Below are 24,212 nucleotides of genomic sequence, written 5' to 3'. Positions count from 1 at the left end.
GTCCCACGAGCATCATGGACAAGAGAGAACATATCGGGTCGCTTCTGGTAAGAAGGTCAGCAACCGATACGGAGGACCATCCCACGGTGAGCATTGTCGTTGTCCGGCGGCCCGAACGCCGTCCCAGCCCCAAGCCGCCACGCGGGGAGATCCTGCTCGAATCGCCGCCTGAGATCCCCGAGGTCCAGGGGCAGGGCTTCATGCTGGTGCTCACGTACCTGCCCATGGTGGCGGGCGCCGCGGCGATGGCCCTGATGTTCACCGCGGGCGGCAACGCCAACCCGATCATGTACGTGGCGAGCGGCATGTTCGCGGTGTCCATGCTCGGCATGACGCTGGGACAGATGGGCCGCCAGTCGGGCGAGCGCAAGCACAAACTCAACGGGGCCCGCCGCGACTACTTCCGCTACCTGTCGCAGGTGCGCAAGAAGGTCAGGCGGGCGGCCAAGCAGCAGCGCGAGGCGCTGGAGTGGAGCGGCCCCGAGCCCGACGCGCTCTGGTGGATCGCGATGGGCCCCCGCCTGTGGGAACGCCGGCCGCGCGACGACGACTTCAGCACGGTACGGCTCGGCACCGGCGTACAGAAGCTGGCCATCCAGCTCATCCCACCGGACTCCAAGCCGGTCGAGGACCTCGACGCGCTGTCCGCCGGCGCGCTGCGCAGGTTCGTCAGGGCGCACGCGACCGTGTCGGAGCTGCCCGTGGCCGTGGCGCTGGGCTCGTTCGCGCGCATCAAGCTCAGCGGCGACCCGGCGGCCATGCGGGAGCTGGTGCGGGCCATGATCGGCCAGATGGCGGTGTTCCACTCGCCGGACGACCTGCGGATCATGGTGTGCGCCGGTCAGGAGTGGATGGGCCACTGGGACTGGGTCAAGTGGCTGCCCCATGCGCTGCACCCCGACGAGGTCGACGCCGCCGGGCCGGTGCGGCTGATGGCCGAGAACATGAGCGAGCTGGACCGCCTGGTGGGCGCCGAGCTCAAGGAGCGGGCCAGGTTCCGGCCCGGCTCGCCCGCGGACGCTCTGCCGTACCACGTGCTCATCGTCGACGGCGGGCACGTGCCCCACGACTCGCAGCTCGGCACGGACGCCATCCAGGGCGTCACGGTGATCGACCTGTCCGGGGCCACGGGACCGGTGGAGGAGAAGGCCATGCTGCGGCTGGAGATCCAGCCCGACGGCTTCCACATGATCAAGCTGGACCACGCCGGCAAGGAGAACAAGACCCGCCTCGGCAACCCCGACAAGCTCGACTACCTGCGGGCGGAGGGGCTGGCCAGACAGCTCGCGCCGCTGCGCGCCTCGGCCACCAGCGGCGGCGAGGTCGAGGACGTGCTGGCGGTCAACACCACGCTGACCGACCTGCTCGGCATCGGCGACCCGATGCGGCTGGACCCGGCGCTGACCTGGCGGCCACGGGCGGGCCGCAACCGGCTGCGGGTGCCGATCGGCCTGGGCGCCGACGGCCGGATGGTCGAACTGGACATCAAGGAGTCGGCGCAGGGCGGCATGGGCCCGCACGGCCTGGTCATCGGCGCGACCGGCTCCGGCAAGAGCGAGCTGCTGCGTACGCTGGTGCTCGGCCTGGCCGTCACCCATTCGTCGGAGATTCTGAACTTCGTCCTGGTCGACTTCAAGGGCGGCGCCACCTTCCTCGGGCTCGACACGCTCACCCACGTCTCGGCGGTCATCACCAACCTGGAGGACGAGCTCCCGCTGGTCGACCGCATGTACGACGCGCTGCACGGCGAGATGGTGCGCCGCCAGGAACTGCTGCGCTCGGCCGGCAACTACGCCTCACTGCGGGACTACGAGCGGGCCCGCGAGCAGGGCGCCGCGCTGGCGCCGATGCCGACGCTCTTCGTGGTGCTGGACGAGTTCAGCGAGCTGCTGTCGGCCAAGCCGGAGTTCATCGAGCTGTTCGTGATGATCGGCCGGCTCGGCCGCTCGCTCGGCGTGCACCTGCTGCTGGCCTCCCAGCGGCTGGAGGAGGGCCGGCTGCGCGGCCTGGACACGCACCTGTCCTACCGGATCGGCCTGCGTACGTTCTCCGCCATGGAGAGCCGCGTCGTGCTCGGTGTGGCCGACGCCTACGAGCTGCCGTCCGCGCCGGGCAACGGCTTCCTCAAGTTCGACACCACCGGGATGACCCGGTTCAAGGCCGCGTACGTCTCCGGTCCCTACCAGAGCGACCCCCGCAGCGCGACCGCCGAAGGCGACGACAAGACGATCCGCCAGGTCGTCGAGTACGGCCCGGCCTACGCGCCGCTCCCGATCGTGGAGGAGCCGGCCAAGGAGGTCGCCAAGCCGGACGACGAGCGGGGGCCGCGGAGCAGCCTGCTGGACATCGTCGTACAGCGTCTGGCCGGTCAGGGCCCCGCCGCGCACCGGATCTGGCTGCCGCCGCTCGGCGAGCCGCCGACCCTCGCGCACCTGCTGCCTCCGCTGTCGGTGACCCCGGAGCTCGGCCTGTCCACGCCCGGCTGGGACGGCAGGGGCCGCCTCGCCGGAGTCGTGGGCATCATCGACAAGCCGTTCGAGCAGCGTCGCGACCCGTACTGGCTGGACCTGTCGGGCGCGGCCGGCCACGTCGGCGTCGCGGGCGGCACCCAGAGCGGCAAGAGCAACGTGCTGCGTACGCTGGTGACCAGCATGGCGCTCACGCACACGCCGCGCGAGGTGCAGTTCTACTGCCTGGACTTCGGCGGTGGCGCGCTGGCCGCCCTGGACGGCCTGCCGCACGTCGGCGGCGTGGCCACCCGCATGGACGCCGACCGGGTACGCCGGACCGTCGCCGAGATCGCCACCGTCCTGCAGCAGCGCGAGCGCGACTTCGCCGCGAGCGGCATCGACTCGATCGCCACCTACCGCCGTCTCGTGGCGGCCGGAGAGTACGAGGGCGACGGCTGGGGGGACATCTTCCTGCTGATCGACGGCTGGCTGACCATCCGCCAGGAGTTCGAGGCACTGGAAGGGGTCATCACCGACCTCGCGGCCCGAGGGCTCGGCTACGGCATCCACATCGTCGCCTCCACCAACAAGTGGTCGGAGTTCCGCGCGGGGATCAGGGACCTGTTCGGGACCCGGCTGGAGTTCAAGCTCGGTGACGCCTACGAGTCGGAGGTCAGCCGTAAGGCGGCGCTGGCCGTACCGGAAGGCGTGCCCGGACGCGGGCTGACCAAGGAGGGCATGCACTTCCTGTCCGCGCTGCCGCGCATCGACGGGGTGCGCGGCGCCGACGACCTGTCCGCCGGCGTGCGGTCGCTGGTGGAGGTCGTACGGGCCTCCTGGCAGGGTCCCACCGCCCGCCCCGTGCGGCTGCTGCCGTCGCTGCTGCCCGCCACGGCGCTCCCCGAACCCGCCCTTACCGGGCCGAACCGGATCGCCATCGGCATCGACGAGGCCGCCCTGGCGCCGGTCGCGATCGACTTCGAGGCGGACCCGCACTTCATCGTGTTCGGCGACACCGAGTGCGGCAAGTCGAACGTGCTCAAGCTCATCATGGAGGGCCTGGTCGCCAGGAAGACGCCCAAGGAATGCATGATGATCGTGCTCGACTACCGGCGCGCCCTGCTCGACACCGCGGTCACCGACCACCGCATCGGGTACGCGGCCTCCAGCACCGCGGCGGCCGAGCTGATCCAGGACGCCCGCAGCGCGCTGCTCAAGCGGCTGCCCCCGGCGGACCTCACGCCGGAGCAGCTCAGGGAGCGCAGCTGGTGGCAGGGCTCCGACCTGTACATCATCGTGGACGACTACGACCTCGTCGCCACCTCGAACAACCCGCTGGCGCCCCTGGCCGAGCTGCTGCCGCAGGCCCGCGACATCGGTCTGCACCTGATCATCTCCCGCCAGATGGGTGGCGCGAGCCGGTCCATGTTCGACCCGGCCGTCCAGCGGCTCAAGGAGATGGCCAGCCCGGCGCTGATCATGTCGGGCAACAAGGACGAGGGCGCGCTGTTCGGCAATGTGCGGCCGCAGCCGCTTCCGCAGGGGCGCGGCTTCTACGTGGACCGGAGGTCGGGTGCGCGCCTGATCCAGACAGCCTTCCTGGACGCGCCGTAGGTTGTCACCCGTGTCACATGTGCGCTACCGGCTGACCGGCACGTCCTTCCCGGGCACCGTGGAGCTGACGGTCTGGGCTGACGGGCGGGCCCGGCTGGAGCACGCGCGAGCGGGCGGGGTCCGGGCCTGGACCGCCGAACTGGACCAGGCCGTGTGGCCGTGGCTCGTGGACGGCCTGCGCTCGGGGGGCTTTCCGCACGTGGCGGCGCCCACACCGCTACCGGGCTCCACGCTGCGCGAACTGACCGTGGACGGTGAGGACGGACCGGACGGGGCGCTGGGCGGGTCGTTGCTGTTCGGGTGGCGTGATGGTGGCGAGCTGGGGCTGGAGCCGGTCCTGCGGATACTCGACGCGCTGGTGTACCAGGTCGGCGACGGTGCCGTCCGGGAGACGGCGAACGAATTGCCGAGGCTGGCCCACCGCTCCGCTCCGGACCGCGCGCTGCCGCCGCCGGATCCCGGCGCACCGGCCGCCGCCGCCTTCGGGACCGTCGGCGGGCGGCCGGCGTACGCGCTGTCCCGTCCCGGGCGCACTTTCAGCCTGTACGGCCTGCCGTACGGCGAGGACCTGGGCACCGCCACCGTCACCGACGCGCCCACCCGGGCGGTCGCGCTCGGCACGGCCGGTGGCCGGGAGATCGTCGCGACCGGCGGCGACGACCTGGTCATCAGGGTCTGGGACACCGGCACCGGGCAGCAGCTCCACGCCACGGCCGGCCACGACGGCCCGGTCCTGGCGCTGGCCGCGTCCGGTGGGCTGATCTACACCGGCGGCGCCGACGGCGTGCTGCGCGTCTGGGACGCCGCAGGGGCGCTGGGCGCGCTGGCGGACCGGCACGAGGGCTCGATCAACGCGGTGTGCGTCGATGGCACGCTGCTGGTCACCGGCTCCGACGACGGGGCTGTGCGGCTCACCGACCTCTCGGACGGCCGCACCCTGCACTCGCTGCCCGGCCACCCGGGCTGGGTGAACGCGGTCGCCGCAGCTGACGGACTCGTCGCGTCGGCGGGCTCCGACCGGTTGATCCGGCTCTGGGACGCGAGCACCGGGCAGGAGCTGCGCGTACTGGAGGGGCACGAGGCGAGCGTGACCGGGCTGGCCTTCCTCAGCGTGGCGGCGCGCCCGGCGCTGGCGTCCTGCGCGCTGGACGGCCGGGTCACCGTCCACGACCCGCACACCGGAACACTCCTGGCCACCTGGCACTCAGGCCAATGGGCCACCGCCATCACCACCACCCCCGAAGGGCGGGCCACCACCGGAGCCGACGTCGCATCGGGAGGACCGGCCATCACTCCGGAAGGGCGGCCCACCACCCCATCCGCCTCCACACCCGAAGGGCGGGCCGCCACCGCGACCGGTGCCGTGTCGGAGTGGCTGGTTACCGCGGGTGATGGGGTGCGTGTCTGGGCGGTCGATGGCACCCTGTCGCGGGAGCTCACCGGCGCCGTCGCGACCGCGGTCGCCAGCGACGGGGCGCTCGTGGCCGCCGGGTCTCCTGGCGGCACGCCGTGGTTCTGGCGGCCGGCCGATGGCAGTTTCCTGCCCGAAACGCCCACAGCCTCCGGGGACGGCGGTGTCACAAGCCTGGCCTTCGACGGCGGCAACCTGGTCTGCGGCACCGACAGTGGCACCGTCCGCGTGCATCATCCGGTGGACGGCGTGGTCGCGGTGCCCACCCCGCACACCGGTCAGGTGCTTGCCCTCGCCCTAGACGGCGATCTGCTGGTGTCGGGTGGCATGGACGGCACGGTCAGGACCTGGGACGCGGTCTCGGGCCGGCCGCTGCGCCGCCTGGCCGGCCATACGGCGGGCGTCACGTGCCTGGCCACGGGCCGGGTCGGCGGCCGGGTCGTGATCGCGTCCAGCGGGTACGACCGGGCGGTCAGAACCTGGGACGCGGCGACGGGCCGGCCGCTGTCGGTGGTGCATGGGCATCCGCTGCCGGTGTACGCGCTGGCGTTCGGCACGGTCGGCGGCCGGGCCGTACTCGCCGCCGGCAGCTATGACGGGCAGGTGCCGGTGCGCGACGCCGAGACGGGCGAGGACGTCGTTGTGCTCAGCGGCAACCCGGGCACGGTCCGGTGCCTGCGCTTCCACGAGCCCGATGTGCTGGCCGTGGGCTGCGACGACGGCACCGTACGGCTGTGGCGCCTGCCGGACGGCGAGCGGGTCGGCGAGACCCGGCTGGGGGACGTCCCGCTCGCCCTGTCCAGCGATCTGTACGCGGTCACCCATAACGGGCTAAGCCGCCTAACGCCCCCAGAATCGCAGTGACCCATAACGGGCCGAACCGCCCCACGTCTACGGCGGGCCGAGAACGTCGTCCACGCCCAGCTGATCGAGGACCTTGAGCGCCAGCTCGACGTATGACGCCTCATAGTGGAAGTCGAACGGCCTACTGCCAGGTGCCTCGTCGAGGTGTCCGATCGTCACACCGCGGTGTCCTGAAGGCACGAACTCCGCCCGGACGAGCAGCGCCGAGCCGTCCGGCAGCACGTACCTGCCGTCGACGAACCGGCTGAGAGCCGCCCGCACGCGCCTGCCGAAGTAGCCCATGTCCGCCCGCGACATATCGGAACGGTAGGCGAACTTGACGGTGTACTCGGTAACGCGTCGCACCACTCCGTCTTTTGGTTTGAGGGTCAGGTCGCGACGCTCGATGGACGCGACCCCCGGGTCGCGTGCCCCCATGTTCACCGGCTGAACCTCCCTGCGCGCGGCCACCAGCTCGGCCGGACGGAAGGTGTGCGGTTTCTCCCCGTGCGGCGTGGCCCCCCAGTCGGTGACCGCCTCGCCCACCCTTCGCGCGTCCCATGCCGCCTGCTTGCGGGCGGCTACGGCGTCCGGCTTGGAAGCCGCTTCGGTCGAGGCGGCCTCGGCCGTCCGCGGTGGGCCGAGCGTGTCGTCCACGCCCAGCTGATCGAGGACCTTGAGCGCCAGCTCGACGTGTGACGCCTCGTAGGGGAAGTCGAACGGCCTGCTGCCAGGTGCCTCGTCGCGGTGTCCGATCGTCACACCGCGATGTTCCGCCGGCACGAACTCCGCCCGGACGAGCAGCGCCGAGCCGTCCGGCAGCACGTACCTGCCGTTGACGAACCGGTCGAGACCTGCCCGCACGCGCGTGCCAAGGTGGCCCAGCGGCGACGTATCGGAACGGTAGGCGAACCTGACGGTGTACTCCGTGACGGGCCGCATCACTCCGTCACGTGCCTTGACGGTCATGTCGCGACGCTCGATGGCCGCGACCCCCGGGTCACGTGCCCCCATGTTCACCGGCTGGGCCCGCTTGCGCGCGGCCACCAGATCGGCCGGGCTGAAGGTGTGCGGCTTCCCCCCGTGCGGCTCGGCCCCCCAGTCGGTGACCGCCTCGCCCACCCTTCGCGCGTCCCATGCCGGCCCCGTGTTGTGCGAGCCCGTGTGCGGGCGCTCCCCAAGAGCCTTGGGCGGCCCCGCGGGCTGCCCGGATCCCGGGTCGTCGTACAGCCGTTCCACGAGCTGGGCGAAGTCCGCACCATCGAACGCCCGGCCGCGCCATTCCCCCGCCTGCTTGGCCCGCAGTTCGGTGGTGACGCGGCCGAAGTCCACGGCTCCCTCGGCCAGTACGGGCGAGTGCTCCGCCGCGTAGCTGAACACGGCCGAGGCGCGGCGGACGGCGGCCTCGCTCGGGGGCTCGCCGAGGAACTCTCCGGCCGCCCTGCGCAGGGCCGGCGCTCCTGCCTCGCCGGGATGCGGCTGTCCGCCGGTGTAGGCGAACCATTCAGCGAGCCTCGACAGGCCCTCGACGCTCCTCGGGTCGGAATGGCCGCGGCCCAGGACCGCCTCGGTCTCCGCCTTGAGCCACGCCGCGTCGGGCAACCCCGAGTCCGGCCCCCTGCCGAGGAACTTGACCAGGCCGTGCAGGCGGCGCAGGTCTCGTACGGTCGGGGTGTCCACGACGGCACCGTAGAGCGAGTGGGCGGCGTCGAAGAGTTTGGCGGTGTAGTCGACGTGGCGCTGGGTGACCCGATCGCCGAACAGGGAGTGGGCGCGATCCAGCACCTGCACGTGGTCGAGCAGGTCACCGCCTCTATGGGGGAACTGGACGAGCAGTTCGCGCAGGTAGCGGGGAAGACGCAGCGTCTCGGGGGTGTGGACCGGCCGGGTCCACTCGTCGACCGGCTGCCGGAACCCCGCGTCGCCCTCGGCGAAGCGGTCGGAGCGGGGCAGCAGGTCGGAGAAGTGCGCCAGGTGATGGTCAAGCAGCGTCGCCCGTGGCGGGACCTCGTGGCCCGCGTGATCTAACAGGATGTTTCCGGCCGTGCGCACGCGGGACGCGTCACCCATCAGGTTGGCGCCTGGTTCGAGGCCCCGGTCGGTGAGCGTCCTGCGGCCGTGAGTCTGGTATTCGCGATACTCGTCCGGAAGCCCGAGATGGTGTCCGATCTCGTGGGCGTGGAGGTGCGGGTCGGTGTTGGCGCACCAGTTAACGATGTCGGGATGGCCGCCGGCGCGGAAGCCCACCACGTTGGTGTCGGTGGGCCGTGCGTGGCGCACCTCCTCGAATTCGAGCCGGACGTGCAACTGGCTGCCGTCGGAAAGCCGGTGCTGGTGGTTGTAGTACAGGTCCATGCCGTCGAGGGCGTTGGACTTGAGCCGCATCACCTGCTCGGCCGTCATGCCTTCCTTGGCGACGTACCGAATCTTGATCGTGAACTCGGTGACCCGCCGGACCTCGCCACCGTCACCCCGGATCGCGAAGCGGCGCGCTTCCACGCGGGCACTGGCGTCGAGATCCGGGTACCCCACGCGGTTCTCGATCCGGTGGACAGTCGCTCTGCTCCTGAGGTGGGCCCACTCGCTCGCCCTGGCCGCCTGCCTCGGGTCGATGACGTTGGCCATCACACCGCTGTTGACGCTGTCGCCGTGGACGGGCAGGAGCGGCGTCCGATAGTCCGGGTTGAGCTCCTGGCTGCGTGCCGGGTGCGCCTTCATCTCGCCGGAAGCGTTCTGCGGCGAGGGCTCCACGGCCCGCGGCGGGACGGCTCCCTCGAACGTCCGAGGCCGCTCACCGAACGCCGGGGCCGCCGCCCGTGGCTCCACGATCACGGAGCCGGGGGGCGCGTCCAGCACCGAGACCGTGCCGCTGGCGTTCCTCGCGATCTTCTCGAAGGCGAACTCGACGCTGCTGTACCAGTCCGTGTGCCCGAGCGCCCGGAACTCCTGCCGCAGCGCCTCCACGCGTGGCCGGAGCGCCTCGATGTCGGCCTTGCTGAGCGGGTTGGGCGCCCAGTCGGCCATCTCGCCCTTGTCGCGGAAGAAGTGGCGGCTGAAGGGGTTGTTCGTGTCGGGTAACCGCCCGGAGAAGGTCTTGTCCCCGTCGTAACCCTTGACCCTGCCGTCGGTGCCCTCCAGGAAGTCCTGCTGGACGCGCTTCGGGGAGAAACGATCGTGGTTGCCGGTCAGCGCGTCGAGCAGGCCGAGGAGGATCCCCTCGCGGGTGTTGTGCAGCCGCGACAGATGCCACTTGCCGTCGGGACCGCGCTGGACCGGCACCTGCTTGCCGTCGACCCAGTCGATCAGCAGCCGCCGCTCGCCGATGATGTGGGTCGCGGCGACGTCAGCGCCGACCGCGCGGCCGAGCCGCGAGCTGAGATGGTCGCGGTCCCGCCGATCCGTCCCGGAGAACTCCTTGTCGACGGCGTGACTGCCGTCGGCCAGCCTGACCTTCTCCACCTTCACCGTCTCGCCGCCGGCGCCGGCCAGCGGTTCGCGCGCGACCACCCCGCGACGGGCGCTCTCGGCGAACGTCGCGTGGTCCCTGAGCCGGACGGGTCCGGTCTCGGCCGGGCGCGCCCAGTTGATCAGGTGGTCGATGCTGCGGCGGAAGATGTTCCGCTCCTCGTACGGGTGCGGCCGGGCTTGCTCACCGTCGGCCAGGGCACGGGTATCGCCGGCGTCAGCCAGCCTCGTCCGCCCGTTCGCGTCCGCGTCGTCCGGCCCCGTGCCGTTCCGTGGGCCGTGGTCGCCTGGATCGTCGAAGCGCGCGTGCTCGTCCAGCCCCCTGGGCCCGGGGTGGCCGCCGCCCGGGCTCCAGCTCGCCCAATGCGCGTCGGCGCCGCCCGCCACGCCCGACGACAGGCCCTTCAGCACCAGCGTCCAATCGACCGACCCGTCACCGCTCCACAGCTCCGTGCCCAGCACGGCGCCCGCGTTCGCCACCCCTGACTGGCCCATCAGCATCCACAGCGAGCGCGTCGGGAACGCCCACGCCAGCCCGGTCAGCAACCCACCGGTCAGCGCTCCGGTGGCCGCCGACGAGCCCACCTGCCGCCAGTCCACCCCCTCGCGGCGCGACTGCGTCAGCTGGACCAGGAGGTCCATCCCGCCGAGCAACCCGCCGAACAGCGCGATGTTGATCATCAACCGGCGGGCGAACTGGCGTACCGTCCACCGCGCCGCCTGCGCGCGTACGCCGATCAGCCGCACCGCCAGGCCGCCCGCGGGCGACACCAGCGCCCACGTCAGCCACGCCAGCTGCACCACCAGCAGCAGTACGGCCAGCCGCATCATCCGCTTGGTGAACTGGAGCTGCACGCCCAGCTCGTTGCACGCGAACGCGAGGTCCACCAGGGACTGCACCAGAGCCGCCTGGCGACCGCCCACCTCCTTGGACACCTTGCGGGTGAACGCCCGCAGCGCGGGCCCGTCCCACCCGTCGGCGTGCAGCCGGATGCCGTCCCCATCAGCCCCGGCGGCCACCCTCCGGGCCGCCTTCACCAGCGCGTCGGCAAGCCGGAACAGACCACCCTCATCACCTTTGGGCCAGTCCGTCCCCAGCGCCCAGCCCGCCCACGGACGGGCCCAAGCGGGCACGGGTATCCCATCGAGCAGCACGAACGTCAGCCCTGAGTGTCGATCTCAGCAGCCTCGTACGTGTTGGCGTTGACGTGCATCCCGTCCCGTACACCTTCCAGTTCGTCGATGTAGTCGTCGAAGCCCTTGAAGATAGCCTTTGTCCGGTTGGGAAAGGTCTTCTCGAACTCCGCGCCGTACTGGTCGTCACCCATGGGCCGGCCCTCGGCGACGAACACCTGGCGCAGCTCCTCACGCACCTCACGCACGTGATCGGCCTCCTCCCGCGCCATTTCGGCCCCGTGCCGGATTTTTGCCCAGTGCGCGGAGTAGCCGTCATGCTGCCCCAATAGTTTCTCCTTCCTCAGGGACATCCCCGATAACTGTCCACTATGCTCATGTTTCGTGCACTTCGCAGCAATACGTCTGGGGGTCCGATGAGCGGCTGGGTCGATGTGCACTACCAGGCGCTCGAAGAATGTGGGAGACGGGCCCGCAAAGTGGCGAACATGTTCGACCTGGACGACGCGTTCGAGGGCACCAAGTCCGCCGCGCCGACCGGGGGGACCTCGTCGAAGACCTTCGGCGACCTCAAGGACTCCGGTGGCCTGGCCACGGACGTCGACAAGGTCTGGCGGGCGCTCAAGGACGAACTGCAGGCGGGCAAGAGCCGCCTGAACAACGTCGAGAAGGCCATCGACCAGGTGGAGACCAATCTGCGCAAGGCATCGAAGGCCTCCGGCGGATGAGCGGCGTCGGCGACCTGCCCGGTGGTGACCGGCTGGCCGCGCTCCTCGCCAAGGTGACCGGCAATCCGCAGGCGATCAGGAGCACCGCGAACGCGTGGCGGACGGCCGCCGGTCACGTCGCCAGGTCGACCAACTCCCTGACCAAGTCCGTCGGCGAGGTGGACAAGGCCTGGCAGGGCGGCTCGGCCGACGCCTTCACCAAGCACATGGCCGCCTACCCGCGGGCGAGCACCGGTCTCAATGACGCGCTGTCGGCCTGCGCCGACGCTCTCGACAAGGCGGCCACCTCGCTGGAGGACGCCCACGGTAAGGTGAACGCCCTCTGCCAGGACGCGGTCCAACGCGCGGCGGAGTACAAGACCCAGTACGCGAAGCTGAACCCGAAGGCCACCGCCCAGGACGCCGAGGACGCTCTGGCCAAGACGACGATCGTCAGCGGCAACGTCACGAAGGCCGAGGCGCTGGTGGAGAAGGCCGAAGGCGACCTGGAGGACGCCAAGAAGGCGCTGGCCAAGCAGCTCGGCGCGGACGGCGAGTTCGGCTTCTTCACCAAGGTCCCCCAGCCGGACGGGGCCGACTTCGAGCCGGGCGACCGCAAGGTCGAGTGGGTCAGGACGCCGTTCGAGGACAAGCGCACCTCGCTGGAGTCGGCGGCCGCCGCCGGTGGCAGCGACGGCGGCGGAGCGAGCGGCGGCGCCGGCTACGCCTACAGCGGCGGCGTCTCCTCGGCCGGCAACACCCCCGCGCCCAAGGCCGAGGTCGTGGACTGGATCAAGGAGGCCCTCCGGGTCATCAAGTCCCCGGAGATGGCCGACGAGCTGCGGAAAAGGGGGCTGCTGGACAAGCTCCAGGACCTCGACCCGAACGACCCCAAAGCCATCGAGCGGATCTGGACCATCATCTACCACGAGTCCGGGGGCAACCCGAGCGCCATCAACAACTGGGACATCAACGCCAAGAACGGCGTGCCGTCGCAGGGACTGATGCAGACCATCCCGCCCACGTTCGACCACAACAGCCTGCCGGGATACAAGCAGATCCTGGAGCCGGTGGACAACATCATCGCCGGGGTCCTGTACACCTACGACCGGTACGGATCGCTCGCGAACCACCCGGGCATCGAGTCGATGGAGCAGGGCGGCCCGTACCGGCCCTACTGAGTGGTCTGCTCGGGCTCCACCCAGTCGAACTTGTCGGAGCCCGGAGGCAGCTGACCGGGCTTCGCCGGCGCCTGGAACGACGGGAACTTCGCGGCGTTGATGGTCGCCTGCTTGAAGTCGATCTCGGCGCCGTTGCCCGGCGTGATGTAGCCGAACTGGTGCTCCTTCTTGATCACCGTGGACATGACGTCGCCCGCCCCGCGCAGGCCCGACACCAGCGTCAAGGTCAGCACGGCCACCGCGCCGTTGGTTCCGGAGGCGATGAACTTCTCCAGCAGCCCGCCGTACAGCTTGGTGTGGGGGAAGGCCTGCAGTTGCTTGGCGAACAGCAGCAGAGTGGCCGTCGTCACGCCCAGCGTGGCCAGCTTGACCCAGTAGCTCCGGTACCCCGCGGCCACCTCGTCGACCATGCCGCCGACGTCGCCGAGCACACCGCGCAGCGCGCCGATCTCCCGGTGGAAGATCCACACGACCCGCTCGAACTCCTGCTGGTCGAGGGCGATCCAGCCGCTCCGCGACGTGGCGACGAGCTGGGGCAGCAGTTGCTTGACCCCGTCGTCGAGCCGATTGGAGATGCCGTTCTTCCAGTTCGCGGCCGCCTGTGCCATGCCCGGCTCGTTGGCGATGGCCGTACCCGCGACGATCACGGCGGGGACCAGCCAAGCCGACATCCGGCCCAGCCGCTTGATCGACTCCAGCACCTTGGGCCCGATCGGCTCCGGCATCTGCGGAGGCGGGCCGAAGGTGGGCGGCTTGTAGGGGTTGTAGCCCGGGGCGTTGGGCGGGTTGTAGCCGGTGTACCTGTAGGGCGAGTAGCCGGAGTTCGCGGTGGAGGGCGGGTTGTAGGCGGGGTGCGGGAAGTTGCGCAGGTTCCCGTATTCGCTCATTTGCGGTACCTCACGGCGCTGGCCTTCTCGGCGGCGCGCCAGTTGCGCTCGCCCTGCGCGAGCGCCCCCGACCAGCTGTCGATCGTCTTCTCCGCCTCGCCCAGCGTGCTGTCGGCCCACCGGCACATGCCGTCGTAGGTGCCGCCCAGCACTATCTCCCCGAGTACGCCGAAGCCCGGGGACTCGACCCCGACCGTACCGACCAGGCTCCTGACGAAGGACATGGCCACCTTCAGCTCGTCATCCACCCGATCGCGCAGGTGACCGATGGCCGTGGAGGTGACGTAGATCTCCTGTCCCGGCGCAGCCGCTTTCATCGTCATATGTACGAATTCTTCCTGATGTCGGGTCTCGTCTCCCCGCTCTCATGGCACTCTTCATGATCAGTTAGACGACTGGACGGCTCCCGATTGGCGTTCGTTAACCTGCTGCCGGTGGCGTGGGGCGCATGGATTCCAGTGACCCCCGCCTCGTGGAGCTCGACCGGCTCGTACAGGCCAGCGAACGGACGATGCGCGAGCTCGAACAGGCCACGCGGGAGCTACGTCAGCTGAGCGGCTCGGGTGAGAGCCGTGGCGGAACGGTATCCGCCCGCGTGGACGCCGACAGCCGGCTGGTCGACGTGCAGATCACCCACCGGGCCATGCGGCTGGATCCGGAGGAGCTCGGCCGTGACGTGGTCGAGGCCGTACGCGCGGCTCAGGAGGACCACGAGCGGCAGGCCCGCGACCTGCTCGGGCTCGGGACAGTGCCCGGCGAGCAGGATTTGCTGGGCACCTTCAAGCGCGACCTGGACGAGCTGCAGGACGCCTACGCCCGCGAGACCGGCGAACGGCTCGAAGGGATGCGCCGCACCCAGCGCGCCTGGGAGGACTGACCCCCGGACAGCAGCGGGGCCGGTGAGGAGTGATCCTCACCGGCCCCGCTTTTCGCGCTGTCTCAGCCGCAGTTGCCGTACGGGGCGCTGGTGCTGCCCGAGGCGGTGCTGCCCGAGTACTTCACGCACTTGCCCTTGGCGGGAAGCTTGACCGGACCGGCGTAGTAGTCGAACATGCCGGAGTCGGTCTTGCTCCCCCCGCCCTGCACGTCGAGGGTGGCGCTGACCTGGCTCTTCACACCCACGTTCGTGGTCTTCATGGTGACCACGCAGTTCTCACCGCTGCCGCTGTTGTAGAGCTGGTAGGTCACCCCGCCCGCGAACGAACCGCTGCGCTGCACGCTGAACCCGGATCCGCACACCTGCGTCGGCGTGTAGGGGTTCGTCTTGGGCGGCGTCGGCGTCGGCTTGGCCGTGGTCTTCGTCGGCGTCGGCTTGGCGGTGGTCTTGGTGGGTGTCGGCTTGGCCGTGGTCTTCGTCGGCGTCGGCTTGGGCGACTGAGTGGTCGGCTTCGGCGTCGGCTTCTGAGTGGTCTTCGTCGGCGTCGGCTTCGGCGCCTCAGTCGTCCTCGTCGGCTCCGGCTCCGGCTCCTTGGTCTTGCTCGGCTCCGGCGTCGGCTCCGGCTCCTTGGTCTTCGTCGGTGTCGGCGTCGGGTCCTGCTTCGACTCGGTCGGGGTCGGCGTCGGCGTGTGGCGCTTCCTGCCCTTGCGCTCGGTCGTGGCGCTCGCGGTCGGCTGCGTCGCCGTCGGCTGGGCGGCGGGCTGCGTCACCGTCGGCTGGGTCACCGGCTGCGTGAGGATCGGCTGCGGCGTCGGGACCGTGCTGAACTCCGGCGCCGTGGGCGCCTGCGAGGGATAGTCGGTCGGCAACACCAGCGGGACCACGTCCGTCGGGTCGGGGCTGGCCGACGCCCAGGGCACCGTCACGTCCGGCTGCGACTGCTGCGGATCGGGCTGGCCGGGCTGCTGCTGCTGTTGCTGCGTGGAGGAGTCACCGCCGCCACCGCCGATCGCGAGGGTGCCACCGCTCTTCGTGGCCTCCGACGCGGAGTTGGAGACGGGCTCCAGCTTGGCGTAGTGACCGGCGCCCCACAGCCCCACACCGGACAGCAGCATGACGGCCGTGACGGCCGCGGCGAGCCCGATGGGGAACGACTTGCGCCGGGGGGCTGCGGCGCCGCCCTGGGCCGGTACCTGCCACACCTGCGCGGGCGGCTGCCCGCCGGGCGGCCCTTCCCACGTGGCTCCCTGCTGCTGCGGTACGGGCGGCGGACCCCACGTCTGCTGCGGGACCGGCACCCCTTCGAGCGGCTGCTGGTGCTCGACCGGCACCTGCAACGGCGGGAGCTGGATGGTCTGCGGCGGGAAGAGCTCGTCCTGTGGCGCCGGGATCGGCTCCGGCGGCGTCACGGTGGCCACGACGCCCACGCGCGGCGCGGCGGCCCCGCTCTTGTCCCCAAGGAGCTGCAGCAACGCCGTGTACGTGGTCGGCCGCTGGGTGACGTCCTTGGACAGCGCGGAGAGGACCACCCGGCGCAGCGGCTCGGCGAGCGCGCCGACCTCGGGCTCCTCGTTGAGCACCGCCTGGGCGTCGTGCCCGAAGGGCGGCTGCCCGGTCGCGGCGAAGACGATCGTCGCGGCCCAGGCGAACACGTCGGCGTAAGGGCCGTAACCCAGTCCGCTGAGCTGCTCGGGTGAGCGGTAACCCAGCTCGCCGACGGCCTCGCCGAGGTCGATGTCCGTCACACGCGGGCCGTCCGCGGCGAGAAGTACGTTGTGCGGGGTGAGCCCGCGGTGCGTGACCCCGGCGAGGTGGACGGCGGTCAGGGCGGTCAGCACGCCCACGGCCACCCGCTCCAGGGTGTCGCCGTCGAGCGGCCCTTCGGCCGCCACCGTTTCGGCCAGGCTGCGGCCCTCGATGTGCTCGCGCACGATGTACGGCTGCTCGCCGTGCATGCCGGCGTCCAGGGTCCTGGCGACGTACACACTCGAAATGCGCTGGACGCCCTTGTACCGCTCGGCGTCCTGCGGCCCCGCGTCCGGAACGGCCGGGAGCAGCTTGATCACTCGGGTGGGTCCGTCCTCGGACTCCTTGCCGAGGTACGCGACTCCGCGCGGGCCCTCGTCCAGCCGTCCAAAGAGGGTGTGAGCTCCTAAACGCTCTGGATCACCCGGCTGCAGAGGGTGCATCTCTTTCCCTTCACCTCAAAACGCGATCTACAGTACATTCAACCAAACCTGTCACTTTTGCATCAGTAGTTTCGGACGCAACCTGACATTTAACCGTCAGGACATCAAGCCGCCGGACGACCGGGACGCCATCCGCGCCGTCGACCCAGCGGGACGAGCAGCGCGCAGGCCGCCCCGACGGCGGCGATGGCCAGCGCGCCGACCGTCACCAGGAGAGAGATGTTCGTCGCGTGCTCGTCGGGCGCCGGGACCTTGGCCACCACGTCGGCGGGCAGCGGCGAGGGCGGTGGCGCGGCGACCACCGGGGCGCCGGCCGGGTCGAAGGACAGCGTCGCGGTGACGGCCAGCAGCGGGTTGACCATCCCGGCTCCGGTGCCCGTGCCCACCGAGCCGTCGGCCGTGGCGGTGATGCGCTGGCGTACCTGCTCCTGGTCGAGCTTGGGGAAGCGGGCGCGGACGAGCGCGGCGACCCCGGCCACATACGGCGCGGCGAAGCTGGTGCCCTCCAGGCCGCGCATGTAGCTCTTGCCCGTCCACGGGGCGGTGATGTCCACACCCGGCCCGAGCACGCCGACCGGCGTGGCGGTGTTGGAGGAGTCGGCCCGTTGGCCGTTGCTGTTGGCGGAGCCGACGGCGAGCACGCCGTCGTAGGCCGCGGGGTAGGCGGGCTCGGGCGGCCCGTCCTCCTTGGTGATGTTGCCGGCGGCGGCCACGACCACGATGTCCCTGGACAGCGCGTACTGGATGACCGCCCTCAGGTCGGGATGGTCGGCGGCCCGCACCGAGACGTTGATCACGTCCGCCTTGCGGTCCACCGCCTCCTTGATCCCCTTGACCAGGTCGGCGACCTCGCCCTCCTCGCTGTTGCTCTGCTTCACCGAGATGAGCTGGGCTTCGGGGGCGACGCCGTGGAAGGGGACCCCCGCGAGGTAGCGGCCGGCGATGATGCCCGCGACGGCGGTGCCGTGCCCCACGCAGTCGCGGTAGCCGGTGTGGGTGATGTCGATGAACTTGGAGATCTGGATCTGCGGGTGCTGGTAGTCGACGCCGCTGTCGACGACGGCGACCTTCACGCCCGCGCCCCGGGTGAGGCGCCACACGTTCTTGATGTCGAGCCTTCGCTGTGCCCACGGCTCGGTGCCGGGCAGCTGCGTCGTCCCCTTGCGCGGCTTGCACTCGACGGGCGCTGACCTCTCCGCCGGCACCGCGGCGAGGGCGGGGGCCGAGGTGAGCTGCAGGGCGAGCACGCCCGCCGCGAGAGTCCGTCCGATCATGGCGGAAGAGCGTAGCCTGCCAACCTGAACGTTGTCGTGAACGAAAGGAAGCCCCGGCGCTCAGGCCGGGGCCCCTCCGCGAGACTCAGCGGGTCGCGGACTCGATGTTGCCCCGGTAGGTGTTGATCACCCGGGAGGCCTCCTGGAGCTCTTCCGTCATGCGCTGGAAGGCCGTCCGGTAGTTCTGCCAGGCCCCTTGGAAGCGCTCGGCTCCCGGGCCCGTCCAAGCGGTGCCGACCTTGGCGGCCTCGCGGTCCAGCGCGGTCATCGTGGTGCGCACCGCCTCGGACTGCTGGGTGAATTGGGTGGCCATCTGCTGCATTTCCGCGGGGTCGCCACCGAGCAGGCTCTGGCTCATGCATACCTCCTGGATCGACTGAAAGCGCCCTCAACATAGACGCGTCACTCACACCTCGCTCCTGTTATGCCGAGCGGCTATGGTCTTCCAGAGGAATATTCGGATCTAAGGAGCATCCGGCCATGCGCGAGGTTGTGGTCACCGGCGGTGGCACCGGGATCGGCTACGCGGTCGCGGCGGCGTTCGTCTCCGCGGGCGACCGGGTCACGATCACCGGGCGGCGCGAGCATGTGCTGAAGGAGGCCGCGTCCCGGCTCGGCGCCGACTTCCTGCCCTTCGACGCCGCGAACCCCGCCGCCGTGAAGGAGGCGGCCGGCCGTCTGCCCGAGCGGGTCGACGTCCTGGTCAACAACGCGGGCGGCAACACCAACCTCGACCGGCGGCAGTCCGACGACCTGCTGGACGTGGCCGAGGGGTGGCTGGCCAACCTCAACGCCAACCTGCTGTCCGCCGTGCTCGTCACGACCGCGCTGCTGCCGCGCTTCGCCAAGGGCGGGCGGATCATCACGATCGGCTCGATCGCCGCCCGCGGTACGGGCTCCGGCTCGTACGGCGCGGCCAAGGCGGCCGTCGAGGCGTGGACCGCCGACCTGGCCGCCCAGCTCGGCCCCCGGGGCGTGACCGCCAACGTGGTCTCCCCCGGCCTGGTTGTCGACACCGAGTTCTTCCGCGGCCGCCTGACCGAGGAGGGCATCAGGGCTCGCGTCGAGAACACCCGCAACGGCCGCCCCGGCACCCCATCTGACGTGGCCGACACTGTTCTGTTCCTCGCCACTCCGGGTGCGCGGCACCTGACGGGGCAGGTGCTCCATGTGAACGGCGGGGCGTACTTGGGTCGCTGAGGGTCGGCCGACAACAAGCACTTACACTCCGTTCAGTGTCTGTCGTCGAAGGGCGTCGGAAGGACGTAGGTCGGTGCAGAAGGTTCTGATCGCCAACCGGGGTGAGATCGCCGTCCGGATCGCGCGGGCATGCAAGGACGCCGGGATCGGCAGCGTGGCCGTCTACGCCGACCAGGACCTCGACTCCCTGCACGCGAAGATCGCCGATGAGGCGTACGCGCTGGGCGGCCAATCCCCCGCCGAGACCTACCTCGACATCGGGAAGCTGCTGGAGATCGCCCGGCGCTCCGGCGCCGACGCCGTCCACCCCGGTTACGGTTTCCTGGCCGAGAACGCCGGCTTCGCCCAGGCCGTCATCGACGCGGGCCTGATCTGGATCGGCCCGCCGCCCGCCGCCATCGCCGCGCTCGGCGACAAGGTCCAGGCCAGGCACATCGCGCAGAAGGTCGGCGCGCCGCTGGTCGCCGGCACCAAGGACCCGGTGTCGGGGGCGGCGGAGGTGGTCGCCTTCGCCGAGGAGCACGGGCTGCCCATCGCGATCAAGGCCGCCTATGGCGGCGGCGGCCGGGGCATCAAGGTCGCCCGCCGACTGGAGGAGGTCGCCGAGCTCTACGACTCGGCCGTACGCGAGGCGACCGCCGCGTTCGGCCGCGGCGAGTGCTTCGTGGAGCGCTACCTCGACCGCCCGCGGCACGTCGAGACCCAGTGCCTGGCCGACCGCGACGGCAACGTGGTCGTGGTCGGCACCCGAGACTGCTCACTCCAGCGCCGCCACCAGAAGCTGGTGGAGGAGGCGCCCGCGCCGTTCCTGTCCGAGTCGCGGGTCGAGATCCTCTACACCAGCTCCAAGGCGATCCTGCGCGAGGCCGGTTACGTCGGCGCGGGCACCTGCGAGTTCCTCGTCGGCCAGGACGGCACGATCTCCTTCCTGGAGGTCAACACCCGTCTGCAGGTCGAGCATCCGGTCAGCGAGGAGGTGTCGGGCCTCGACCTGGTCCGTGAGATGTTCCGCATCGCCGACGGCGGGACACTCGGCTACGCCGACCCGCGGCCGCGCGGCCACTCGATCGAGTTCCGCGTCAACGCCGAGGACGCCGGCCGAAACTTCCTGCCCGCTCCGGGCACCCTCACCGTCATGCGGCCGCCGTCGGGTCCCGGAGTGCGGCTCGACTCGGGGTTCGAGGCCGGGATGACCGTGCCGCAGACGTTCGACTCGCTGGTGGCCAAGCTGATCGTGACCGGCCGTACCCGTACGGAGGCGCTGGAGCGCTCGCGCCGCGCACTGGCCGAGTTCGAGATCGGCGGCATGCCGACCGTGCTGCCCTTCCACCGCGCGGTCGTGTCGGACCCGGCCTTCACCGCCGAACCGTTCGCCGTCCACACCCGGTGGATCGAGACCGAGTTCGACAACACGATCCCGCCTTACTCGGGCGACGGCTCCGCCGACGAGCCCGCCGCCCGGGAGTCGGTGACGGTCGAGGTCGGCGGCAAGCGCCTCGAAGTGGTCCTCCCCTCCGGCCTCGCTACGACCGCCAGAGGCTCCGCGCCGCCCGCGGCCAGGAAGCCCAGACGCGGCGGCGCGAACAAGCCCGCGGCGGGCGGCGACGCGCTGGTCAGCCCGATGCAGGGCACCATCGTCAAGATCGTCGCGGCCGACGGCGACACGGTGGCCGAGGGCGACGCGATCGTGGTGCTGGAGGCCATGAAGATGGAGCAGCCACTGACCGCGCACAAGGCGGGCACCGTCACGGGCCTGACCGCAGCGGTCGGGCAGACCGTCACGTCGGGCGCCACGATCTGCGAGATCAAGGACGCCTGACGACGTTTTACGTCGCTCGACGTCGCTCGACGTCGCTCGACCTCGCCTGACCTCGCCTGACGTCGCTCGACCTCGCTTGACGTCGCTCGACCTCTCGCTTGATCGTGCCGGAGTCTCGAAGAGACTTGACCACGCCCCGCGCTCGACCGACTCCGTACGGGTAACGTGCGCTGTAGAGGAACTTTGTCGAGTGCCCGTTCGTCATCCTGGGCGAAGGAGGCTTGCTGCCAATGACCCATTCGCTGCGCCGAGCAGGGGCCGCGATCGCGGCTCTGATCGCCGGTCTTTTCGTCGTCCTTGCGCTGTCCCCTGCCGCCAACGCGGCGGCCGCACCCCCTGACGCATCGAGCGTTGTGTCCTATTGGAAGGACAAGAAGGATCCGCTATTCGTGCAGTCGGGCTCGCCGCTGACCTCGGACCAGCAGTCCGAGATCCGCGACACGTTGAAGGGCTCCAAGAGTGACATCTACGTCGCGGCCCTGCCCGACGGCACATTGACGACGGCCAACGCCAAGCAGTACCTCGACACCCTTGGCACGGCCACCGCGGCCGCCAAGAACGGGGGCCGGGTCACCGTGGCGGTGCTCGACGGCAACTCCCTGTTCGCGGAGTCCAACTTCGGCAAGCCCGGTCTCACCAACCGGCTGTCCCAGCTGGCTGTGCGAAACCACGACGACGTCGTGTCCGGCATGAATGACTTCGTCGAGCGCATCAACCTCGCCTCCGAGGGCAAGAAGGCCGCGCTCGACTCCGGCCCGGTGGGCGGCAGCGGCGGCGGCAGCGGCGCGCTGATCGCCCTGGGCGCGCTCGTCGTGGTCGGCGGCGGCGGCTACTTCGTCTACTCCAAGAACAAGAAGAAGAAGCAGGCCATCCAGGACGCCAAGGACCTGGCCGCGGTCAAGCAGACCGTGGAGGAGGACGTCACCAAGCTCGGCGAGGAGATCACCGCGCTGGACACCGACGTGGCGCTCTCCGGCCAGAGCGGGCAGCACATCACCGAGTGGCAGCAGGCGCTCGACTCCTACGAGAAGGCCAAGACGCAGCTCGCGGCGGTGCAGCGGGCCGACCAGGTCCGCGAGGTGACCCAGACGCTGGAGGACGGCCGCTACGCGCTGGCCGTGGTGAAGGCCAAGGTCAACAACCAGCCGGTCCCCGAGCGGCGGGCGCCTTGCTTCTTCAACCCGCAGCACGGCCCGTCCGTACGTGACGTGCGCTGGGCTCCGCCCGGCGGCGCGGTGCGCGACGTACCCGCCTGCGCGAGCGACGCCGAGGCCGTGGAGCGCGGCTTCGACCCGCAGATGCGGGAGGTCATGGTCGACGGCCAGCGGCGTCCCTACTACGACGCGGGCCCGGCCTACCAGCCCTACGCCTACGGCTACTACGGCGGCTTCGGCGACATCATGACCGGCATGTTCATCGGCACGATGATGGGCAGCATGCTCGGCGGCGGTTTCGGCGGCTACGGCGCCGGTTACGCCGAGGGCTTCTCCGACGGCGGTGGCGGTGGCGGCGACTTCGGTGGCGGCGGCGACTTCGGCGGCGGAGGTGGCGGCGGCTGGGGCGACTTCGGCGGCGGCGGCGACTTCGGTGGTGGCGACTTCGGCGGCGGCGACTGGTAAAGCGACCAGCGAGTGACCGGGCGCGTTCCCTTCGGGGGGCGCGCCCGTTTCTTACCGGCGGCGACCCTCTCGGTGCGCCCGGTTTCGTGGAAGCCGGGTCAGATCCCGATCTGCGCCTCAGGCTGCATCAACCGCCGGGCTGCCTCGGTGATGGATCCTGACAAAGACGGATATACCGCGAAAGTGTGGGCCAGCTGATCCACCGTGAGCCGCTGTTGCACCGCCACCGAGAGCGCCAGGATCAGCTCCGACGCGCGCGGCGCCACCACGACCCCGCCCAGCACGATGCCGGTGTGCGGACGGCAGAACAGCTTGACGAAGCCGTCGTTGAACCCCTGCATCTTGGCGCGAGCGTTGGTGGCCAGCGGCAGCTTGACCACGTTGGCCTCGATCTCGCCGGCCTCGATCGAGCGCTGTGCCACGCCGACCGCGGCGATCTCCGGATCGGTGAAGATGTTGGAGGCCACCGTGGCCAGCCGGAGCGGCTGGACGGCCTCGCCCAGCGCGTGCCAGACCCCGATGCGGCCCTGCATGGCGGCGACCGAGGCGAGCATGAGCACGCCGGTGCAGTCACCCGCCGCGTAGACGCCCGGCGCGGAGGTGCGCGAGACCTTGTCGACCTTGATGAAGCCGTTCCTGTCGAGCTGGACCCCGGCCTCCTCCAGACCGATGCCGCTCGTGTTGGGCACCATGCCGACCGTCATCAGCGCGTGGGAGCCCTCGGCCGTGCGGCCGTCTTCGAGCGTGACCACGACGCCGTCGGCGGTCCGCTTGACGGAGGCGGCGCGGGAGCGGCCCATGACGTTCATGCCACGGCGCCGGTAGACCTCTTCGAGCACCTCGGCGCCGTCGGCGTCCTCGTTGGGCATCATCCGGTCGCGGCTGGAGACCAGCGTGACCTCGGCGCCCAGCGAGCGGTAGGCCCCCGCGAACTCGGCGCCCGTCACCCCGGAGCCCACCACGATCAGGTGCTCGGGCAGCGCGTCGAGGTCATAGAGCTGACGCCAGGTAAGGACGCGCTCGCCGTCGGGCTCGGCCCCCGGCAGGATGCGCGGCGTCGCGCCGGTCGCCACGATGACCACATCGGCCTTGATCGCGCGGTCGCCCGCCTTGACCAGCTGCGGGTCGACCAGCCGCCCGCGGGCCTTGATGATCTCGACGCCCTCTGCGGCGACCCGGGTCTCGATGTCGGCCGACTGGGCCTGCGCCAGCTCCTTGACCCGCTTGTTGACCAGCGGCAGATCGACGCTCGCCACGCCGACGTCGCGATCGAGCCCGCCGGTGAATCCGACGCCCAGTGAGGGCGCGTCGAGGAGGGCCTGTTTACGCACGGAGGTGGCGATGAGCGTCTTGGACGGCACGCAGTCGGTCAGCACGCAGGCGCCGCCAGGCCCGTCCTGTTCGACCATGGTGACCTGCGCGCCTAGCTGCGCCGCCACCAGAGCCGCCTCGTAGCCGCCTGGTCCGCCACCGATGATCACGATCCTCGTCACGTGCCTATTGTCCCGCATGGCGCGCGCTGACGACGAACGGGGCGGCCGG

General features: G+C 70.8%; 16 protein-coding genes. 8 read left to right on the top strand and 8 right to left on the bottom strand.

Going from position 1 to position 24,212, the window contains the following annotated elements; all coding sequences use genetic code 11:
- The first annotated feature begins 86 nt into the window (after positions 1–86).
- Together eccCa and AB0C30_RS25830 are read left to right on the top strand one after the other, a co-directional pair.
- Positions 87–4,064 carry a type VII secretion protein EccCa gene (gene eccCa, locus AB0C30_RS25835; protein WP_357948722.1) on the top strand — a complete coding sequence of 1,326 codons (3,978 nt, stop codon included), beginning with the start codon at positions 87–89 and terminating at the stop codon, positions 4,062–4,064.
- Between the two features lie 10 nt (positions 4,065–4,074).
- Positions 4,075–6,339 carry a WD40 repeat domain-containing protein gene (locus AB0C30_RS25830; RefSeq protein ID WP_357948719.1) on the top strand — a complete coding sequence of 755 codons (2,265 nt, stop codon included), beginning with the start codon at positions 4,075–4,077 and terminating at the stop codon, positions 6,337–6,339.
- Between the two features lie 27 nt (positions 6,340–6,366).
- Here the strand turns inward: AB0C30_RS25830 and AB0C30_RS25825 are convergent, their stop codons facing one another.
- Both AB0C30_RS25825 and AB0C30_RS25820 read right to left on the bottom strand, forming a co-directional pair.
- Positions 6,367–10,917: a hypothetical protein gene (locus AB0C30_RS25825; protein ID WP_357948716.1), complete on the bottom strand. Its 4,551-nt coding sequence runs from the start codon at positions 10,915–10,917 to the stop codon at positions 6,367–6,369.
- 26 nt (positions 10,918–10,943) lie between these two features.
- Positions 10,944–11,246: a hypothetical protein gene (locus tag AB0C30_RS25820; protein WP_357948713.1), complete on the bottom strand. Its 303-nt coding sequence runs from the start codon at positions 11,244–11,246 to the stop codon at positions 10,944–10,946.
- A gap of 87 nt (positions 11,247–11,333) precedes the next feature.
- On the opposite strand from AB0C30_RS25820, the gene AB0C30_RS25815 reads away from it, so the two are divergent.
- Both AB0C30_RS25815 and AB0C30_RS25810 read left to right on the top strand, forming a co-directional pair.
- Positions 11,334–11,645: a hypothetical protein gene (locus AB0C30_RS25815; RefSeq protein ID WP_357948710.1), complete on the top strand. Its 312-nt coding sequence runs from the start codon at positions 11,334–11,336 to the stop codon at positions 11,643–11,645.
- Positions 11,642–12,805, top strand: a complete 1,164-nt coding sequence (locus AB0C30_RS25810) for a WXG100 family type VII secretion target (RefSeq protein WP_357948707.1) — start codon at positions 11,642–11,644, stop codon at positions 12,803–12,805. Before AB0C30_RS25815 ends, AB0C30_RS25810 begins: the two co-directional genes overlap by 4 nt.
- Here the strand turns inward: AB0C30_RS25810 and AB0C30_RS25805 are convergent.
- Positions 12,799–13,692 (bottom strand): hypothetical protein, encoded by an 894-nt coding sequence (locus tag AB0C30_RS25805; protein ID WP_357948704.1) that lies wholly within the window; start codon positions 13,690–13,692, stop codon positions 12,799–12,801. The two genes, AB0C30_RS25810 and AB0C30_RS25805, sit on opposite strands and share 7 nt — an antisense overlap.
- Entirely contained in the window at positions 13,689–14,015 is a 327-nt protein-coding gene (locus AB0C30_RS25800; protein WP_357948701.1) for a hypothetical protein, read from the bottom strand. Before AB0C30_RS25800 ends, AB0C30_RS25805 begins: the two co-directional genes overlap by 4 nt.
- 125 nt (positions 14,016–14,140) lie before the next feature.
- Here AB0C30_RS25800 and AB0C30_RS25795 point away from each other — a divergent pair, with 125 nt between their 5' ends.
- Complete coding sequence (locus AB0C30_RS25795) at positions 14,141–14,569, top strand: YbaB/EbfC family nucleoid-associated protein (protein ID WP_357948698.1); 429 nt, start codon at positions 14,141–14,143, stop codon at positions 14,567–14,569.
- Positions 14,570–14,631: 62 nt separating this feature from the next.
- Here AB0C30_RS25795 and AB0C30_RS25790 read toward each other — a convergent pair whose 3' ends face one another.
- The 3 genes from AB0C30_RS25790 to AB0C30_RS25780 form a co-directional block, all read right to left on the bottom strand.
- A complete protein-coding gene (locus tag AB0C30_RS25790) occupies positions 14,632–16,758 on the bottom strand; it encodes a serine/threonine protein kinase (RefSeq protein WP_357948695.1) in 2,127 nt (708 codons plus the stop codon).
- Between the two features lie 104 nt (positions 16,759–16,862).
- Entirely contained in the window at positions 16,863–18,032 is a 1,170-nt protein-coding gene (locus tag AB0C30_RS25785) for a S8 family serine peptidase (protein ID WP_357948693.1), read from the bottom strand.
- A gap of 85 nt (positions 18,033–18,117) precedes the next feature.
- Positions 18,118–18,390 (bottom strand): WXG100 family type VII secretion target, encoded by a 273-nt coding sequence (locus tag AB0C30_RS25780; RefSeq protein ID WP_214633406.1) that lies wholly within the window; start codon positions 18,388–18,390, stop codon positions 18,118–18,120.
- Positions 18,391–18,512: 122 nt separating this feature from the next.
- Between AB0C30_RS25780 and AB0C30_RS25775 the strand changes: the two genes are divergently transcribed.
- From AB0C30_RS25775 to AB0C30_RS25765, 3 genes are all read left to right on the top strand, one after another.
- Positions 18,513–19,232: an SDR family oxidoreductase gene (locus AB0C30_RS25775; RefSeq protein WP_357948690.1), complete on the top strand. Its 720-nt coding sequence runs from the start codon at positions 18,513–18,515 to the stop codon at positions 19,230–19,232.
- A 73-nt stretch (positions 19,233–19,305) separates the two neighbouring features.
- Positions 19,306–21,051: a biotin carboxylase N-terminal domain-containing protein gene (locus AB0C30_RS25770; protein ID WP_357948687.1), complete on the top strand. Its 1,746-nt coding sequence runs from the start codon at positions 19,306–19,308 to the stop codon at positions 21,049–21,051.
- 230 nt (positions 21,052–21,281) lie between these two features.
- On the top strand, positions 21,282–22,670 hold the full coding sequence (locus tag AB0C30_RS25765; RefSeq protein ID WP_357948685.1) for a hypothetical protein: 1,389 nt from the start codon (positions 21,282–21,284) through the stop codon (positions 22,668–22,670).
- Positions 22,671–22,768: 98 nt separating this feature from the next.
- Here the strand turns inward: AB0C30_RS25765 and AB0C30_RS25760 are convergent, their stop codons facing one another.
- The gene (locus AB0C30_RS25760; protein WP_357948683.1) at positions 22,769–24,163 is read right to left on the bottom strand and encodes an NAD(P)H-quinone dehydrogenase; all 1,395 of its coding nucleotides are present in this window, start codon (positions 24,161–24,163) and stop codon (positions 22,769–22,771) included.
- Positions 24,164–24,212 lie beyond the last annotated feature (49 nt).

Origin of the sequence: Nonomuraea sp. NPDC048901 (assembly GCF_040649695.1) — a bacterium.
Taxonomy (GTDB): Bacteria; Actinomycetota; Actinomycetes; order Streptosporangiales; family Streptosporangiaceae; genus Nonomuraea.
This window is presented reverse-complemented; position numbering and strand designations above follow the sequence as displayed.